Genomic DNA, 17,966 nt, shown 5'->3' with positions numbered 1-17,966 from the left:
CCCCAGGGCCGCGACAGCGCCCCCGGCCAGGTGCACACCGTGGAGGGCGGCGACACGCTGTGGGACCTGTCCCAGCGCTACCTGGGCAGCCCCTGGTACTGGCCCAAGGTCTGGTCCTACAACCCGCAGATCGCGAACCCGCACTGGATCTACCCGGGCAACAACGTGAAGTTCTTCCCGGGCGGTGAGGAAGTGCCCTCGCGCGTGGAGGCGGGCGACCTGCCCTCCGACGACGTGCAGGCGCCCCAGGACGTGAGCGGCGGCAGCCTGGTGTCCGTGGTGGGCAAGATCGGCTACGACCCGTCCAGCTCGCGCCCCGTGACGACCAAGGGCTTCGTGACGGCGAAGGAGCTGGACGAGGCGGGCCGCATCGAAGGCTCCACCTCCGAGGCGCTGATGCTGTCGGCCCCGGAGAAGGTCTACCTGCGCTTCAAGAAGCGCGGGGCCGCCAAGGTGGGGGACCGCTACGTCATCTTCCACACCGTGGAGCCGGTGAAGCACCCGGTGACCGGCGCCCGCGCCGGGTTCCTCACGGAGCTGCTGGGCACGGTGCAGGTCGTCGCCATCAACAACGACATCGTGACCGCGCGCATCACGGAGACGTGGGACCCCATCGAGCGCGGCAACTACGTGGGTCCGTCCAGCGAGCGGCTGTCGGAGCGCGTCTCCCCCAAGCCCAACGCCAAGGAGATCCCCGGCTACGTGCTGACGCCGATGACGGCGGGCCAGACGCTCATGGGGGAGCACCACTTCATCGTCGTGGACCGCGGCACCGCGGACGGCGTCCAGGTGGGCAACGTCTTCACCATCGAGCGCAAGGGCGACCCCAGCCTCGACGTGCTCGGCCGCAGCGACGTCCGGATGGGCGACGTGGGCAAGAGCAAGCAGGGCGCCTACCCGTGGGAGGGTGTCGCGCAGTGCATGGTCACCGAGGTGCGCGAGCGGACCTCCAACTGCATCCTCACCCGGTCCCTGGTGGAGGTATCCGCGGGCGACCGCGCCATCATGCGCAAGGATGGGGCCCCCACGGCCAGCCGCTAGTCGCCAACCCGCGGCTCGGAACCGGCAGGAAAGCTGCATTCCGGCCCGCCACGGATGGGCGGGCCGCTTGACCACCGATGTTCCGGTGTTATGTGTCACGCCCCTCCCGGGTCCACCTCTATATAGGTGGGAAACAGGCGGGGGACGGGTATGGCAGACACCGACACGGGCACACTCACCGGGGAACACCGCGCCTGCCTGGCGCTCTGGGCCGTCCCTGGCCTGGGGCCCCGGACGTTGGCGGCGGTGCGTGCGTTCGCCGGGGGAGAGCTGACCCGCCTCGCGTCCACCCCCGTGCGGGACTGGGTGTCCGACGTCCCGGTGCCCTCGGCCGTCCGGCAGCGGCTCGCGACCGTCGCATCGCTGGACGACGTGGCCTCCCAGGTGGAGTCCGCCTGCGCCGTGGCGGGCATCCGGGTGGCCTTCGCGGGCACGCCGGCCCATCCCGCGCGGCTGGTGGGCCTGGAGGACGCGCCCCCGCTCCTGTTCTACCGGGGAGAGCCCGGTCCGCCCCGGCGCCGGCTGGCGATGGTGGGCAGCCGTCACCCCGACCAGGGCTTCCTGCCGTTCGCGCGCACGTTCGCCCGGAAGGTGTCGGAGGCGGGTGTGGGCGTGGTGTCGGGCGCGGCGGAGGGTGTGGATCGCGCATGCCACTGGGGCGCGCTGGATGCGGGTGGGGAGACGTGGGCCTTCCTGGGGTCGGCGTTGGACCAGCTGGACCCGGCCCAGGCCCGCCTGCTGCCCCATTTCCTGGAGCGGGGCGGGGTGTTCTTCAGCGAGCTGCCGCCCGGTGTCCGGGCGAGCACGACGACCTTCCCCCGGCGCAACCGACTCATCGCTGGCGCGTCGGATGCGGTGCTGGTGATGCGGGCCGGGCTGGAATCCGGGAGCCTGTACACGGCGGACGCGGCCCGGGCGCAGGGCCGTCCGGTGTTCGCGCTTCCCGGGGATGTCTGGCAACCGGCGGCGGCGGGTTGCAACGCCCTGCTGGCGGACGGACGGGCCCGGGCATGCACGTCCGCCGAAGCGATCTGCGCGGTGGTGGGCGTTCATCCCGGCCGGGCGGTGCCCGCGGGGCGTGAAGGAGGTTGGTGGGAGGCGCTGTCGGTGGAAGCGCGCGGGGCTTATGGGCTGTTGGACAGGGTTCCCCGGTCTTTTGACGAGGTGCTCGCCGGCAGCCCGCTGTCCCCCGCCGCGCTCACGAGCGCCCTGGTGGAGTTGGAATTGTCGGGGCTGGTGGTCCAGCACCCGGGTAAACGGTACGAGAAGGTTTGAAGGCAGTCCGAGGTAGGAGAGCCATGGCCACGCGGAAGAAGACACAGGCGGCGCAGACGGAAGCGGCGGCGGAGGAGACGCCCAAGAAGGCGGCCTCCAAGAAGCCGGCTGCCAAGAAGGCGCCCGCCAAGAAGGCACCCGCCAAGAAGAAGACGGCGGCGAAGAAGGCCACGGCCAAGAAGAAGACGGCGGCCCGCCGCCGTGGCGCGGACGGCGAGGAACTGCCCACCGTGGACGCGGACGCGGACGAAGTGGAAGAAGTCCCCGAGCGCCGTGGCAAGGGCCCGCACTACCTGGTGGTGGTGGAGTCGCCCGCCAAGGCCAAGACGATCAAGAAGTACCTGGGCTCTGGCTACACGGTGAAGGCCTCCGTGGGGCACGTGAAGGATCTGCCCAAGAGCAAGATTGGCGTCGACGTCGAGCACGACTTCAAGCCCGAGTACACGGTCATCAAGGGCAAGGAGAAGGTCCTCAACGAGCTGAAGAAGACGGCCAGGACGGTGGACCGCGTGTTCCTCGCGACGGACCCCGACCGCGAGGGCGAGGCCATCGCCTGGCACATCAAGGAGGAGCTGGCCCACCCGGACTCCCTGCGGGTGACCTTCAACGAGATCACCAAGAAGGCGGTGCAGGAAGCCATCGCCAATCCGCGCGAGCTCAACCAGGACAACTACGACTCGCAGCAGACCCGGCGCATCCTGGACCGGCTCGTCGGCTATCAAATCTCGCCGCTGCTCTGGAAGAAGATCCGCCGGGGCCTGTCCGCCGGCCGCGTGCAGTCCGTGGCGGTGCGCCTCATCGTGGAGCGCGAGGCGGAGATCAAGGCCTTCACGCCCGAGGAGTACTGGACGCTCGACGCGCTGGTGCAGGGCCCGCAGGGGCCGCCGCCCTTCAAGGCGAAGCTGTCCCGCGTGGACGGCAAGAAGGTGGAGCTGAAGGACCGCGCCACCACCGACGGGCTCGTCGCGGAACTCAAGGACGCGCCCTTCACGGTGACCAAGGTGGACCGCAAGGAGCGCCGCCGCAACGCGCCCGCGCCCTTCATCACGTCCAAGCTCCAGCAGGAGGCGGCGAACCGGCTGCACTTCACCGCCAAGAAGACGATGACGCTGGCGCAGAAGCTGTACGAAGGCGTGCCGCTGGGTGAAGAGGGCCAGACGGCGCTCATCACGTACATGCGTACGGACTCCACGCGTCTGTCGGACGACGCCGTGACGCAGGTGCGCGAGTTCATCGGGCAGAAGTACGGCGCGGACTACCTCCCGCCGGAGCCCATGGTCTACAAGAGCCGCAAGAGCGCCCAGGACGCGCACGAGGCCATCCGGCCCACGTCGCTGGAGTACCCGCCCGAGCGCGTGCGTCCCTTCTTCGACGCGATGGACGAGTCGGACATGTTCCGGCTGTACGAGCTCATCTGGAACCGCTTCGTCGCGTGCCAGATGAAGCCCGCCGTGTATGACCAGACGGCCGCGGACATCACCGCGGGCCGCGCCACCTTCCGCGCGTCCGGCAGCACCCTGAAGTTCCCCGGCTACCTGGGCGTCTACGGCGCCGGCCTCACGCCGGAAGAGGAGTCCGAGCGCGACAAGGCCAAGGCCGCCGGTGAAGAGGGCGCCGAGGACGTGGTGGGAGAGCTGCCGCCCCTCAACGAGGGCGAGGTGCTGGCCCTGCACAAGCTGCTCAACGAGCAGCACTTCACCCAGCCGCCCCCGCGCTTCAGCGAGGCCACGCTGGTGAAGGAGCTGGAGGAGCGCGGCATCGGGCGTCCGTCCACGTACGCGGCCATCCTCTCCAACATCCAGGACAAGAAGTACGTGGAGAAGCTGGAGAGCCGCTTCCGTCCCACGGACCTGGGGCAGATGACCAACGAGCTGCTGGTGAAGCACTTCCCCCATGAGCTGGACGTGTCGTTCACGGCCAGCATGGAGGAGAAGCTCGACCAGATCTCGGATGGCGGCGCGAGCTGGAAGACGGTGCTGCACGACTTCTACGGCCCCTTCAAGGAGACCTTGGAGAAGGCCGAAGCGGAGATGCGCGACGTCAAGCGCGAGGAGATCAAGACCGACATCGCGTGCGAGAAGTGCGGCAACCCGTTCGTCATCAAGTTCGGGAAGATGGGCCACTTCCTCGCCTGCTCGAACTACCCCGACTGCAAGAACACCAAGGACTTCAAGCGGGACGCCGAGGGGAAGATCGTCATCGTGGAGGAGGAGACCACGGACGAGAAGTGCGAGAAGTGCGCCAAGCCCATGGTGATCAAGCGCGGCCGGTTCGGGCGCTTCATGGCGTGCTCGGGCTACCCGGACTGCAAGACGTCCAAGCCCATCTCCATCGGCGTGTCGTGCCCGGAGTGCAAGGTGGGCTACCTCACCGAGCGCCGCAGCGGACGCGGGAAGATCTTCTTCGGCTGCAACCGGTATCCGGAGTGCAAGTTCGCCGCGTGGGACCGGCCGCTCGCGGAGGCGTGCCCGCAGTGCGCGTCGCCCTACCTGCTGCAGAAGTACTCCAAGCGGGACGGCGCCTACATCGCCTGCCCGAACAAGGAATGCGACTACCGCCGCGAGGTGGTGGAGCAGGGCCTGCCCGGCGTCGCCGCGGAGGGCTCCGCGCAGGGCTCCTCTGGGGCTCCCCCGGAGGCGCTCGCTGGAGCTGCCGGGGCAGCGGTCGCTCCCCCGGCTCCTTCCGTGAGCTGAGCGGAAACCCCAGTCATTCCAGGGGGGTGGCTTGGCCCCCCTGGCTTGACACCCTCGGCGGCGAAGCCCTACAAGTCCGGATTGCTCCCGGCCCGTGATCGCAAGCCCCTGCCTGTTCCCGGCAGGGGTGCGCGCGGGGGGCAGCGAAAGGACGCAATCCGCGATGAATCCCCCCGTGAACGAGTTGCTGAGCATGGTGTTGGCCGAGGCAGCTCCCGCGGCCGGCCATGCTTCCTCCGGAGGTCTGGGGGATTTCATCGTCGGCGCGTTCAAGGCCGGCGGTCCGTTCATGTTCGTGAACCTGTTCTGGCTGGCCGCCTCGGTGGCCGTCATCGGGGAGCGCGCGGTGACGCTGCTGTACCGCTACCGGCTCAACGCGGTCGCGTTCATCGAACAGGTCCACAAGATGGTCCGCAGCGGGAACCTGGACCGCGCGGTGAAGTTCTGCGGCATGGCGCCGCGCTCGCCGCTGGCCCGCGTCATCCGCGCGGGGCTCATCAACGCGAACCGCGGTGAGCTGGAAGTGGCCAAGGCCGTGGAGGAGGCGCTGGCGGAGTACACGCCGCACGTGTCCCGCCGGGTGCAGTGGCTGTGGTCGCTCGCGAACATCGCGACGCTGGTGGGCCTGGTCGGCACCATCGTGGGCCTCATCGGCACCTTCCGCGCGCTGGGCAACGTGCCGGCGGAGCAGAAGCAGGCGCTGCTCTCCAACGGCATCTCGGAGGCCATGTACAACACGGGCTTCGGCCTCTCCATCGCCGTCCTCTGCATCGTGGCGCACCTGTTCTTCAGCACCTACGCGAAGAACATGGTGGAGAGCGTGGAGCTCAACGCGCTGAAGCTGGAGAACCTGCTGTCGCGGCGCGGCTCGCTGGAAGTGGTTCCGGCGGACGACGACGTCCGGGCGGCCTCGTAGTCCACGCCAGCCTCCGGACAACCGAATGGCGTTCTACTACTCCCGCCGCAAGCTGAAGCCGAGGGAAGAGGAAGAGGGGGGCGAGCTGAACATCGTCCCGTACCTCGACATCCTCATGAACCTCATCATCTTCATGCTGCTGTCGATCACGGGCCTCACGGCCTTCGGCGCGCTCAACGTGAACGCGCCCGCGTACGGCGGGGCCGCCGCCAGCGCGGGCCAGGCGGACGCGGACGCGCCCAAGCTGATGCTGTCGGTGCTCATCTCCCACAAGGGGCTCTTCGTCCGGAGCAACAGCGCGAAGGCCGCGCCCCTGGAGCCCGGGGCTCCCACCGTGCCGGTGCGCGCGGACGGCAGCCACGACTACGCGGCGCTCAACGCGCGCATGGTGGAGCTCAAGGCGGAGTTCCCGCAGGAGACGAAGGTCATCGTGGCGGCGGATCCGGACATCCCCTACGACGCGCTGATCCAGACGATGGATGCCCTGCGTGAGACGCCAGGGCCCACCGAGCGCAAGCTGCTGTTCCCCGACGTCACCCTGGGCACCCTGTAGCCATGTCCGTTTCCGAACCCGCGCCCCCGACCGCCGCCGAAGCCGAGCAGCTCGCGCGCATGCGCTACCGCCGGGCCCTCACGCGCAAGAAGCGCAAGGAGCGTGAGGCCGCCACGGAGGTGAAGGAGCTCAACATCACCGCGATGATGGACATGATGACCATCATCCTGGTGTTCCTCCTGAAGTCCTTCGCGTCGTCCTCCGCGGCCATCACCGCGTCCGAGGACGTCCGCCCGCCGGTGTCCTCCACGCGCGCGACGCCGAAGGACACGGTGGCCATCACCATCACCCCCAAGAACATCCTCGTGGGGGATCGCGAGGTGGTGCGCCTGATGGACGGCCGCATCCCGATCGAGCAGCTCCAGGGCCGGCTGGTGCTGGGGCTGGATGATCAGCTGAAGAAGGAAGTGGCGAAGCTCAAGTTCATCGCCGCGCGCAACCCGGCGGCGCCGTTCAGCCACGAGCTGTCCGTCATCGCGGACAAGATGGTGCCGTACGACCTGCTGATCACGGTGCTCTACACGGCGGGTCAGAACGAGCTGGAGAACTACCGCTTCATCGTGCTCCAGCGCGACGCGGAGTAGGCGGCGCGACGCCAGGATGCACGACTCCCCCGCGCGGGATGGACGCACGGGGGAGGGCCTGGTGGTTTCGCTAGAGGGACAGGCTGCCCACGTGCCGCGCGGCGTCCCGCGTCTCCTGCTCGTGGAGGGCCGCGTCTTCCTCGCAGCGGATGGCGAAGGGCATGGCCTCCAGCCGATCCAGCGAGATCTCATTGCCGCAGTCCACGCACTCGCCGAACACGTCCGTGTCCATGCGGCGCAGCGCGGCGTCGATCAGCATGATCTCCCGCCGCTGCGCTTCGATGAGCGTGGAGAGGGTGTAGTCCGCCAGCTCCGCCTGCGCCTGCTCCTCGTACTCGGGATCGCGCTCCTGGTCCTTGAGCGCGGCCAGCTCGCGGCGAGCGCCCGCCTGGGCGTCCTCGGTGGTCTTGCGACGCTTCTGGAGAAGCTCACGGATCATCAGCAAGTCGTCGGTTCGGCTCATGGCGGCGTCACTCCCATCCCGGTTCAAGGTTGAACGGCGCTCGCTGCCGGAAAACGTGTGGCGTCCCGGAGCGAAGACCGCGAGAAACCTAGGGTTGGATCCCAGGTGGGGAAACCTCGCCTGCCCTCTCCGCACGCCTGACGGGACGCAGGGCAGGCGTGCGGGCGTGGCCCGTGGGGGCAGGCACGCGGAAACGAAAAGAAGACGCGGGGTTGACGCGCTGCTTTCGCGGCTGGGAAAGGGCGCGGCCTTCCTGCTAACAGGGGCGCGGTGGTCGCCCTGGCACCGGGGCACCGGCAAGTACCGGGCTTGGGAGGTTGCATGTCGGACGTGAAGCAGCGGGTGACGGTGATTGGCGGAGGGCTGGCGGGGACCGAGTGCGCGTACCAGCTCGCGCGGCGTGGCGTGCCGGTGGTGCTGCGGGAGATGAAGCCGCACAAGCGGTCCCCGGCGCACAAGTCGGACGCGCTCGCGGAGCTGGTGTGCAGCAACTCGCTGCGCTCGGACAACCCGGAGAGCGCCATTGGCCTGCTGCACGCCGAACTGCGCGCGCTGGGCTCGCTGGTGCTTTCCAGCGCGGACCTGCACCGCGTGCCCGCGGGCGACGCGCTGGCGGTGGAGCGCGAGGGCTTCTCGCGGGAGATCACCACCCGGCTCCAGTCCGGCGCGGGCGTGGAGGTGGTGGCGGGCGAGGTGGAGCGCCTGCCGGAGGACGGCGTGGTGGTGGTGGCGACGGGGCCGCTGACGTCGGACGCGCTCACGGCGGAGCTGGAGCGCCACGTGGGCACGAAGCTCTACTTCTACGACTCCATCGCGCCCATCCTGTCCGGGGACTCCATCGACATGGAGGTGGCGTTCCGCCAGAGCCGCTACGGCAAGGGCGGCGGGGACGACTACCTCAACCTGCCGATGAACCGGGACGAGTACTACCGCTTCGTCAACGAGGTGAAGGCTGGCCAGAAGCTGGTGCCGCACAGCTTCGAGGAACCGAAATACTTCGAAGGGTGTCTGCCCATTGAAGTGATGGCGGAGCGCGGAGACGACACGCTGGCCTTCGGGCCGCTCAAGCCGGTGGGCTTGAAGGATCCGCGCTCGGGGAAGGACCCGTACGCGGTGGTGCAGCTGCGCATGGAGGACAAGGCGGGCACGGCCTGGAACATGGTGGGCTTCCAGACGCGCCTGACGTGGGGCGAGCAGAAGCGCATCTTCATGTCCTGCATCCCGGGCCTCCAGAACGCGGAGTTCCTGCGGATGGGGCAGATCCACCGCAACACGTTCATCGACTCGCCGCGCCTGCTGGCGGAGGACCTGTCGCTGAAGACGGAGCGTCGGGTGTTCTTCGCGGGGCAGGTGACGGGCGTGGAGGGCTACGTGGAGAGCGCGGCGTGCGGCTACCTGGTGGCGCTGGCGGTGCACGCGCGCCTCACCGGGACGACGTTCACGCCACCTCCGGCGACGACGGCGTTGGGCTCGCTGTACCGGCACGTGACGGGCGAAGCGCACCCGCCGGATCATCCGCACCAGCCCACCAACGTCATCTACGGCCTGTTCCCGCCCTTGTCGGGGCGGATGAAGAAGGCGGACAAGCGCGCGGCCTACTCGGCGCGGGCGAAGCAGGACCTGGCGGCATGGCTGCCACACGCGGGTGTCCCGGAGCTGGGCGCCCTGCAGGCGACGGACCCGACGGAAGAACAGAGGAGCGCATGAAGCGACCTGGGATGGTGGGCCTCGTGGCCCTGCTGGCGGTGCTGGGGTGCAAGAAGGGCGAGGACGGAGCCGCGGCGGCGCCGTCCCAGCGCAGCGCCGCGAAGGACGACACGGTCCGCAGCGCGGCGAAGGGCAAGGCGGTGGTGGGCGGGCAGGGGCAGCAGCTCGCGGCGGGCCGCGCGGCGGACCTGCGCCTGTCTCCGGACGGGCAGTTCGCCACGTACCTGCTCAACGGCCAGAAGCCCCGGCTGGACGGCATCCCGCCGCAGATGCTGGTGGGCTCGCTGTACGTGGTGCCGGTGGCGGGCGGGAAGCCGCGCGAATTGGGCGCCGGCGTGACGAACGTGCCGGGCAGCCTGCTGTTCTCCTCGGACTCGCGGCACCTGCTGTACGTGACGGGCTACAACCCGGCCTCGCAGTCGGGAGAGCTGCACGTGCTGGCACTGACGGACGCGGCGGCGGAGCCGGTGAAGCTGGGCTCGGCGGTGAGCTACCTGCTGCCCAGCCCGGACGGCGCGAACGTGGCCTTCGTCGACGGCGGCGTGCTGAAGCTGGGCAAGCTGCCGGAGGGGCCGTTCCAGGACGTGGCGGCGGAGGTGAGCACCGCGCAGTTCACGCCGGATGGCAAGACGCTGCTCTTCAAGCGCCGGCTGTCGGCCGCGGGCGGGCTGGCGGCGGTGACGGTGGGCGCCAACGAGCCGCCGAAGAAGCTGGCGGATCAGGTGGGCGACTACCAGCTGTCGTCGGACGGCAAGCGCGTGGCGTACCAGGTGCGCAGCGAGGCCGTGCGCGGCATGTATGACCTGTTCCTCGCGGAGGTGCCGTCGCTGAAGGGCCAGCGGCTCGCGGTGGGGACGAAGGTGTTTGGCTTCTCGCCGGATGGCCAGTGGCTGGCGCGCACGGAGAACGGCAAGCCGGAGCTGCTGGGCGACCTGTATGTGGGCCCGGCGTCCGGTGGACCGGGGCGCAAGGTGGGCGAGCAGGTGGAGGAGATGGCGTTCGCGCCGGACTCGAAGGCGGTGGGCTTCCTGGAGAAGTACGACCAGCCGTCGCGCGCGGGCGCGATGACCGTGGCGTCGTTGCCGGACGGCGCGCCCAAGCGCGTGGGGAGCCGGGTGCCCAACTTCGTGTGGGGTTCGGACAGCCGCTACGTGGCGTTCCTGTCGCGCTTCGTGAAGCCGGTGTTCTCCGTGGACCTGATGCTGTACGCGCTGGGGCAGGAGAAGGCGGAGAAGGTGCAGCCGGGCGTGTTCGGCTATGGCTTCGCGCCGAACAACAGCGCGGTGGTGTTCCGCACCAACTGCATCCGCAACGGCCGCGCGTGCGACTTCAAGGCGCTGGACCTGGAGCAGCGGCAGGCCGAGGCGAAGACGTGGCTGCAGGGCATCTTCAGCTACAAGATCTCCAGCGACGGGGCCCGCGTGCTGGCGACGTACGCGCGCATGGACTCGGACACCTATGACGTGGCCGTCTACGACGTGAAGACGGGCGCGCGGAAGACGCTCGACCAGGGCGTGCAGGTGCCGACGTACTTCGCGGGCAAGGACGACGCGCGCGCCGTCTACATCATCGGCCAGGGGGAGAACCCCGGCGTGTACGCCGCCGTCGCGTCGCCGTAGTCGCGCGCGAACCAGGGGGCGGGAAGGGGCCAGGCGCCTCTTTCCGCCTTCTTTCACGGATGCTGGGGTTGAGGCGTGCACACTCGGGGCGGGTGTGTTGTCTTCCCCCGCCAATGCCACAACTCGTCTATCGCCGTTACGGTGGTTCGCTCCAGGTCGACATCCCCGACTTCAACACGCTCATCGAAGCGGTGCGCATTCCCGCGACGCAATGGATGGCGCTCGCGTGTCCGCTGGAGGGCATCGCGTGTGATCCGCGCTTCCTCTCGCTGATGGACTCGGACGGCAACAACCGCATCCGCGTGGAGGAGCTGCGCGGCGCGGTGGACTGGACGGCGGCGAGGCTGGCGGACCGCAAGGGCGCGGACGCGGGCAGCGACGTGCTGGAGCTCTCCGCGCTCTCTGCCACGGCCAGCAAGCTGCAGGGTGCGGCGGAGCTGGTGCTGCGCACGCTCCAGGCGACGGACACCACGCGCCTGTCGCTGGAGCAGCTGCGGACGAGCGACAAGGCATTGCGAGACGCGGGCAAGAACGGGGACGGTATCATCGCGCCCACGTCGCTGCCGGACCGGCTGCGGCCCCTGGCCCAGGCCATCATCGCGGCCTTCCCGGCGGTGACGAACCGCGCGGGCCTGGTGGGCGTGGACGTCGCGCTGGTGCAGCGCTTCCGCGCGGAGAGGACCGCGCTGCTCGCGCACCTGGCCGGACGCGACGCGGTGTTCACCTGGGGCGCGACGAGCCTGGAGCAGGCGAAGCGCGTCCACGAGGTCGCGCCGCTGCTGGACGGCTACTTCGTGCAGTGCCGGCTGGTGGCCGCGCAGCCGGAAGCCGCCGCCAGCCTGCGCCTGCGCGCGGAGCGGGTGGAGGGGGCGCTCGGTGACCTGGGCGCGATGGGGAAGGCCGCGGGCGAGCTGCCCATCGCGGCGCCGGATCCGTCGGGCGTGCTCGTCTGGTCGAAGCTGTACCGCGGCCCCGGCTACGAGAAGCTGGAGGCCTTCCACCAGGAGGTGGCGACGCCGCTGCTGGGCGACGGGGTGAAGCTGACGGATACGGCGTGGCGGGAGCTGTCCGCGAAGGCGGAGGCCATCCTCGGCTGGCAGGCGAAACGGGACAGCAGCGCGCTGCACGCGGTGGCGGACACGCTGGCCACGGTGTCGGACGAGGAGCTGGACGCGCTGGAGTCCGCGAGCCGCGAGGACCTTTCGCTCAAGGGCACGCTGGACGTCATCGCGGAGCTGGAGCGGCTGGTGCTGTATCAGCGCTGGCTGCTGTTGTTCGCCAACAACTTCATCAGCATGCCCAGCCTGTACCTGCCCCGGATGCGGGCGCTGATGGAGAAGGGCTCGCTCATCCTGGGCGGGCGCAAGTACACGCTGTCGGTGCTGGTGACGGATCGCGCGTCGCACTCGGCGCTGACGGGGCAGGGGACCACCTGCATCCTCTACGTGAAGGTGATGCCCAAGGACGGCGCGGACGGCTACGAGGTGGCGGTGCCCGTCACCTCCGGCCGCAGCACGGACCTCGTCGTGGGCAAGCGCGGCGTGTTCTACGACGTGGACGGCAAGGAGCACGACGCCATCGTCACGCAGGTCATCCGCCAGCCGGTGTCGCTCTGGGAAGCGATGACGATGCCGTTCATGCGCATCGGCTCGTTCATCACGAGCAAGGTGGAGGGATTGGCGGCGTCCGGGGACAAGGATTTCAATGCCTCGCTGGAGACGGGCTACAAGCAGACGGTGACGGCTCAGCCGCCCCCCGCGGCCCCCGCGGCGGCCCCTGCTGCCGCGCCCGCCGGAGCGGGCCTCGCGGGAGTGCTCGCGGCGGGAGGCATCGCGTTCGCGGCGTTGGGCTCCGCGCTGGCGTTCATCCTCACGCAGGTGAAGTCGCTGACGCTGGTGGACGTCATCACCGCGGCGACCATCCTGGCCATCGTGGTGATGGCGCCCGCGGGGCTGCTCGGGTGGATGAAGCTGCGGCGGCGCAACCTGGCGCTGCTGCTGGAGGGCTCCGGCTGGGCGCTCAATGACAGGCTCATCCTCACCCCCGGTGTGGCGAGGTTGATCACCCGCCGGCCGAAGCTGCCCAAGGGCTCGCGCGTGGACCGCTCGGACCTGGTGCGCGGAGCGCTGCGCCACGCGCAGGACGACGACGAGGCCGAGAGCATGTCGCCGTGGGCCCGGCTGGGCCTCACGCTGGTCGTCCTGTTCGTCCTGGGATGGCAGGTGCGCACGCCCGTCACGGAGTGGCTGTGTACGTACAACTGGCTGTCCGACGACACCTGCCGGATGCTCCTGCCCCGGCTGGTGCCGACGGCGCTGCCGGGGACGCCGGACGCCGCCGGGACCGCCACTCCGGCCGCTCCGGCTCCGGCGCCCGCGAAGTAGGGTGTGCTCGCGGGCCGACGTGAATCTTGCGAGGATCGGGGAGGCCCCTAGGCTCCCCGACCATGTCGACCCTGTCCCCGCTCCTGGAGAAGTTCCGCGCCCACCTGGAAGAGGAGAAGGACGCGTCACCGCACACGGTGCGCAACTACCTCATCGACCTGGTGGACTATGAGCGCTACCTCGTGGAGCGGATGAAGCTGTCGCTGCTGGCGGGCACGCACGCCGCCATCCGGGGCTACCTGGGGACGCTCAGCGTGGACCACGCGCCCGCGAGCCGGGCGCGACGGCTGGCGAGCATCAAGTCGTTCTACAAGTACCTCGTGCGGCAGAAGCTGCTGCCGGCGAGCCCCGCCAAGCTGGTGAAGAGCCCCAAGCTGCCGAAGACGCTGCCCAAGGTGCTGCCGGTGGAGGAGGTGTTCGCCATCCTCGACGCGCCGGACCTGGACACGGTGCTGGGGCTTCGGGACAAGGCCATCCTGGAGATGCTCTACGGCGGCGGCCTGCGCATCAGCGAGCTGTGCGGCCTGGACCTGCTGGGCGTGGACCGAAGCAGCCGCATCGTCCGGGTGATGGGCAAGGGCAGCAAGGAGCGCCTCATCCCGCTCAACGCGGGGTCCATCCGCGCGCTGGAGGCCTATCTCGCGCGGCGCGGAGAGCTGCTGGCCACGGTGCACGCGGGGCAGGATCCGGACGCGCTGTTCCTCAACTTCCGCGGCGGCCGGCTGACGCCCCGGAGCATCGCGAGGCACCTGGACGCGTACGTGCTCCAGTGCGCGCTGGCGCGCAAGGTGAGCCCGCACGCGATGCGCCACTCGTTCGCCACGCACCTGCTGGGCGGCGGAGCGGACATCCGCAGCATCCAGGAGCTGCTGGGCCACGCGAGCCTGTCCACCACCCAGAAGTACACCCACGTGACCTTCGAGCAGCTGCAAGAGGTCTACGACGCCGCGCACCCGCGCGCGTGACGTGGCCGGAAGAGGGGGCACTTCATGGCGAAGCAGGCTGACGAGGTGGAGCAGCACATGGCGGCGCTCGAGCACCCGCTCAAGGCGGAGATCGAAGCCGTGCGCGCGGCCATCCTGGCCTCCGACAAGGCCATCACCGAGCGCATCAAGTGGAAGGCGCCCAGCTTCGTCCACGGCGGCGACGACCGGGTGACGTTCCGCCTGGCACCCAAGGGCATCTTCCAGGTCATCTTCCACCGGGGCGCGAAGGTGAAGGACACGGCGGGCTTCGCGTTCGAGGACGACTCGGGCCTGTTGGAGTGGCTCGCGCCGGATCGCGGCGTCGTCACGCTGAAGGACGCGAAGGACGTGAAGGCGAAGAAGGCCGCCCTGGTGAAGCTGGTGGGCCGGTGGATGAAGGCCACCGCCCCCTGAGCGCCCCCTGACGGTGAGGGAGCGGACAGCCGGGCCGTGTTTGCTGGTGGGGGAGGGGCGGGCTTGTTAAACCCCCCTCCATGTTCCATGGCACCACCATCCTCTGCGTTCGCCGCGACGGGAAGGTCGTCATCGCGGGCGACGGCCAGGTCAGCCTCGACAAGACCATCATGAAGAACACGGCGCGCAAGGTGCGCCGCATTGGAGAGGGGCAGATCGTCGCCGGGTTCGCCGGCAGCACATCGGACGCCTTCACCCTCTTCGAGCGCTTCGAGTCCAAGTTCAAGGAGCACCAGAAGAACCTGACGCGCGCCTGCGTGGAGCTGGGGAAGGACTGGCGCACCGACCGCTTCCTTCGCCGCCTGGAGGCGCTGCTCATCGTCGCGGACAAGGAGAAGACGTTCATCCTCTCCGGCGCGGGCGATGTCATCGAACCCGACCACGGCATCGCGGCCGTCGGCAGCGGCGGCTCCTATGCGCTGTCCGCCGCGCGCGCGCTGCAGGCGCACACGCAGATGTCCGCCCGCGACATCTGCACGCAGGCCATGGCCATCGCCGCGGACATCTGCGTCTACACCAACTCCAACGTCACCTACGAAGAGCTCTGAGAGGACCGCCCCGTGGCCGAAACGCGCAAGTTGTCCGCCTTCACGCCTCGCGAGGTCGTCAGCGAGCTGGACCGCTACATCGTCGGGCAGAACGACGCCAAGCGCGCGGTGGCCATCGCGCTGCGCAACCGGTGGCGCCGTCAGCAGGTCTCCGACGATCTTCGCGATGAGATCTATCCGAAGAACATCATCATGATCGGCCCCACCGGCGTGGGGAAGACGGAGATCGCCCGTCGGCTGGCGAAGCTTTCACAGGCGCCCTTCGTGAAGGTGGAGGCCTCCAAGTTCACCGAGGTCGGCTACGTGGGCCGCGACGTCGAGTCGATGATCCGCGACCTCGTGGAGGCGGCCATCGCGCTCGTGCGCGAGGAGGAGACGGAGAAGGTCAAGCCGCGCGCGGAGGAACTGGCCGAGGACCGGCTGATGGAGCTCCTGCGCGGTGGTGGCGCCTCCCGCCCGTCCGCGTCGCCGCCCTTCGGCTTCACACCCCCGCCGCCCACCGCGCCGTCCCCGCTGGGCGACAGCGAGCGGGAGAAGCTGCGCGCCCAGCTGCGCGCAGGCACGCTGGATGATCAGCATGTAGAGGTGGAGACGAGCGAGAGCTCGCCCACGTTCATGCGCAACTTCAGCGGCCAGGGCATGGAGGAGATCGGCGTCAACCTCCAGGACCTGTTCAAGAACATGCCGGGGATGAAGAACACCCGGAAGCGCCGCGTGCGCGTGCCCGAAGCGCTGCAAATCCTCCGCGCGGAGGAGGCCCAGAAGCTGGTGGATCCGGACCGCGTCCAACGCGAGGCCGTGCAGCGCGCCGAGTCCAGCGGCATCGTCTTCATCGACGAGATCGACAAGATCGCCAGCCGCGAGGGCGGCAAGGGCGGTGGTGGCCCGGACGTGTCGCGCGAAGGCGTCCAGCGCGACATCCTGCCCATCGTGGAGGGCTCCGCCGTCAACACCAAGTACGGCCAGGTGAAGACGGATCACATGCTCTTCATCGCCGCGGGCGCGTTCCACGTCTCCAAGCCCTCGGACCTCATCCCGGAGCTGCAGGGCCGCTTCCCCATCCGCGTCGAACTGGAGGCCCTGTCCGGCGACGACCTGGTGCGCATCCTGCGCGAGCCGAAGAACTCGCTGCTCCGCCAGTACACCGCGCTGCTCGCCACGGAGGGCGTGCGGCTGTCCTTCACGGACGACGCGGTGTCGGAGCTGGCGCGCATCGCGCAGCAGGCCAATGACCGCACGCAGAACATCGGGGCCCGCCGCCTGCACACCGTGCTGGAGCGCCTGCTGGACGACGTGTCCTTCACCGCCAGCGAAATGGGGCCGCGCGACTTCCAGGTCGACGGCGCCTACGTGCGCGAGCGCCTGTCCGCCATCGTCCAGGACGAGGACCTGTCGCGCTACATCCTCTAGCGCGCTAGCGTCCCCGCCCCGTCATCCCCCCGCCGTAGGAATCGTGAGGAAGCCCACCTTGTCGCAACCGTCGCCCTCCGCCGCCGCCCCTGGTAACGAGACCCTCATCCAGAAGGCGAAGCAGCACCTGCTGCAGAACTACAAGCAGCAACCCATCGCGCTGGTGCGCGGGCAGGGCACGCGGGTGTGGGACGCGGATGGCAAGGCCTACCTGGACTGCATCGGCGGCATCGCCGTGTGCGCCCTGGGCCACTGCCACCCGGAGGTGGTCGCGGCGGCGAAGGCGCAGCTGGACACGCTGTGGCACGTCTCCAACGCGTTCTACTCGCAGCCGCAGATCGACCTGGCCGAGCAGCTCACGGCCTGGGCGGGTCTGCCGCGTGCGTTCTTCTGCAACTCCGGCGCGGAGGCCAACGAGGCGCTGATCAAGCTGACCCGCAAGGTGATGAAGGACCGGGGCACGCCGGAGCGCTTCGAGATCATCTCCTTCGAGAAGAGCTTCCACGGCCGCACGCTGGCCACCGTCACCGCCACCGGCCAGCCGAAGTACCACGCGGGCTTCGAGCCCCTGCCCGCGGGCTTCCAGCACATCCCCTACGGCGACCTGGAGGCCGTGCGCCGCGCCGTGGGCCCCGCCACCGCCGCCATCCTGGTGGAGCCCATCCAGGGCGAGGGTGGAGTGCGCATGGCACCCTCGGGCTTCCTCGCGGGCCTGCGCACGCTGTGCGACGAGCGCGGCCTGCTGCTGCTCGTGGACGAGGTCCAGACGGGCATGGGCCGCACCGGCAAGCCCTTCGCCTTCATGCACGACGGCATCCAGCCGGATGCGATCAGCATCGCCAAGGCCCTGGGCAACGGCCTGCCCATTGGCGCCATGCTCTGCCGTGAGGACCTGGCGGTCAGCCTCGCGCCTGGGACGCACGGCTCCACCTTCGGCGGCAACCTGGTGTCCGCCGCCGCGGCCAACGTCGTCATGCGCCTGCTGCGCCAGCCCGGTTTCCTGGCGGACGTGCAGGCGAAGGGCGAGCACTTCCTCGCGGGGGGCCGAGCGCTCCAGGCCGCGCTGCCGCCGGGCCGCGTCAAGGCCGTGCGGGGGCGGGGCCTGCTCCTGGGCATCGAGTTGGACCGCGAGGCCGCGCCCGTCGTCGCGAAGCTGCGGGACGCAGGACTGCTGGTGAACTCGGCGGGGGACACGACGGTGAGATTCGCCCCGCCGCTCATCATCACCCGGCAGGAACTGGACGAAGCGCTGGGCATCCTCCAGCGTGTACTGGCCTCTCTCTAGCGGGGGGCCCGCCAACCCCGGGATGTTTGACGCCCTGCGTCCCGGATAC

The 17,966-nt window shown here is 69.7% G+C and carries 15 protein-coding genes; 14 read left to right on the top strand and 1 reads right to left on the bottom strand.

Going from position 1 to position 17,966, the window contains the following annotated elements:
• The 6 genes from D7V97_RS11045 to D7V97_RS11020 form a co-directional block, all read left to right on the top strand.
• A partial coding sequence (locus D7V97_RS11045; RefSeq protein WP_233582655.1) for a LysM peptidoglycan-binding domain-containing protein occupies positions 1-1,041 on the top strand: 1,041 nt, incomplete at its 5' end.
• Positions 1,042-1,191: 150 nt separating this feature from the next.
• The gene (locus D7V97_RS11040; RefSeq protein ID WP_120610574.1) at positions 1,192-2,316 is read left to right on the top strand and encodes a DNA-processing protein DprA; all 1,125 of its coding nucleotides are present in this window, start codon (positions 1,192-1,194) and stop codon (positions 2,314-2,316) included.
• A gap of 23 nt (positions 2,317-2,339) precedes the next feature.
• Positions 2,340-5,009 carry a type I DNA topoisomerase gene (gene topA, locus D7V97_RS11035; protein ID WP_368668897.1) on the top strand — a complete coding sequence of 890 codons (2,670 nt, stop codon included), beginning with the start codon at positions 2,340-2,342 and terminating at the stop codon, positions 5,007-5,009.
• 163 nt (positions 5,010-5,172) lie between these two features.
• Positions 5,173-5,925, top strand: coding sequence for a MotA/TolQ/ExbB proton channel family protein (locus D7V97_RS11030; protein ID WP_120610573.1), 753 nt, complete (start codon positions 5,173-5,175; stop codon positions 5,923-5,925).
• A 25-nt stretch (positions 5,926-5,950) separates the two neighbouring features.
• The gene (locus D7V97_RS11025) at positions 5,951-6,478 is read left to right on the top strand and encodes a biopolymer transporter ExbD (RefSeq protein ID WP_120610572.1); all 528 of its coding nucleotides are present in this window, start codon (positions 5,951-5,953) and stop codon (positions 6,476-6,478) included.
• Between the two features lie 2 nt (positions 6,479-6,480).
• On the top strand, positions 6,481-7,062 hold the full coding sequence (locus D7V97_RS11020) for a biopolymer transporter ExbD (RefSeq protein WP_120610571.1): 582 nt from the start codon (positions 6,481-6,483) through the stop codon (positions 7,060-7,062).
• Between the two features lie 70 nt (positions 7,063-7,132).
• On the opposite strand, the gene D7V97_RS11015 is transcribed toward D7V97_RS11020, so the two are convergent.
• Complete coding sequence (locus tag D7V97_RS11015; protein WP_120610570.1) at positions 7,133-7,525, bottom strand: TraR/DksA C4-type zinc finger protein; 393 nt, start codon at positions 7,523-7,525, stop codon at positions 7,133-7,135.
• A 321-nt stretch (positions 7,526-7,846) separates the two neighbouring features.
• Between D7V97_RS11015 and trmFO the strand changes: the two genes are divergently transcribed.
• The 8 genes from trmFO (at position 7,847) to D7V97_RS10975 (ending at position 17,917) form a co-directional block, all read left to right on the top strand.
• The gene (trmFO, locus tag D7V97_RS11010) at positions 7,847-9,232 is read left to right on the top strand and encodes a methylenetetrahydrofolate--tRNA-(uracil(54)-C(5))-methyltransferase (FADH(2)-oxidizing) TrmFO (protein WP_120610569.1); all 1,386 of its coding nucleotides are present in this window, start codon (positions 7,847-7,849) and stop codon (positions 9,230-9,232) included.
• Positions 9,229-10,851: a gliding motility protein gene (locus D7V97_RS11005; RefSeq protein ID WP_120610568.1), complete on the top strand. Its 1,623-nt coding sequence runs from the start codon at positions 9,229-9,231 to the stop codon at positions 10,849-10,851. Before trmFO ends, D7V97_RS11005 begins: the two co-directional genes overlap by 4 nt.
• A 113-nt stretch (positions 10,852-10,964) precedes the next feature.
• Complete coding sequence (locus D7V97_RS11000) at positions 10,965-13,235, top strand: kinesin (protein ID WP_120610567.1); 2,271 nt, start codon at positions 10,965-10,967, stop codon at positions 13,233-13,235.
• A 62-nt stretch (positions 13,236-13,297) separates the two neighbouring features.
• Positions 13,298-14,200: a tyrosine recombinase XerC gene (locus D7V97_RS10995; RefSeq protein ID WP_120610566.1), complete on the top strand. Its 903-nt coding sequence runs from the start codon at positions 13,298-13,300 to the stop codon at positions 14,198-14,200.
• Positions 14,201-14,224: 24 nt separating this feature from the next.
• Positions 14,225-14,614 carry a DUF1801 domain-containing protein gene (locus tag D7V97_RS10990; RefSeq protein WP_233582654.1) on the top strand — a complete coding sequence of 130 codons (390 nt, stop codon included), beginning with the start codon at positions 14,225-14,227 and terminating at the stop codon, positions 14,612-14,614.
• An 80-nt stretch (positions 14,615-14,694) separates the two neighbouring features.
• Positions 14,695-15,222, top strand: a complete 528-nt coding sequence (gene hslV, locus D7V97_RS10985; RefSeq protein WP_120610565.1) for an ATP-dependent protease subunit HslV — start codon at positions 14,695-14,697, stop codon at positions 15,220-15,222.
• Between the two features lie 12 nt (positions 15,223-15,234).
• Positions 15,235-16,632, top strand: a complete 1,398-nt coding sequence (gene hslU / locus D7V97_RS10980; protein WP_120610564.1) for an ATP-dependent protease ATPase subunit HslU — start codon at positions 15,235-15,237, stop codon at positions 16,630-16,632.
• A gap of 58 nt (positions 16,633-16,690) precedes the next feature.
• Positions 16,691-17,917: an acetylornithine transaminase gene (locus tag D7V97_RS10975; protein ID WP_120610563.1), complete on the top strand. Its 1,227-nt coding sequence runs from the start codon at positions 16,691-16,693 to the stop codon at positions 17,915-17,917.
• The last annotated feature ends 49 nt before the right edge of the window (positions 17,918-17,966 follow it).

The organism is Corallococcus sp. CA053C, from assembly GCF_003611675.1.
GTDB lineage: Bacteria > Myxococcota > Myxococcia > Myxococcales > Myxococcaceae > Corallococcus.
This window is presented reverse-complemented; position numbering and strand designations above follow the sequence as displayed.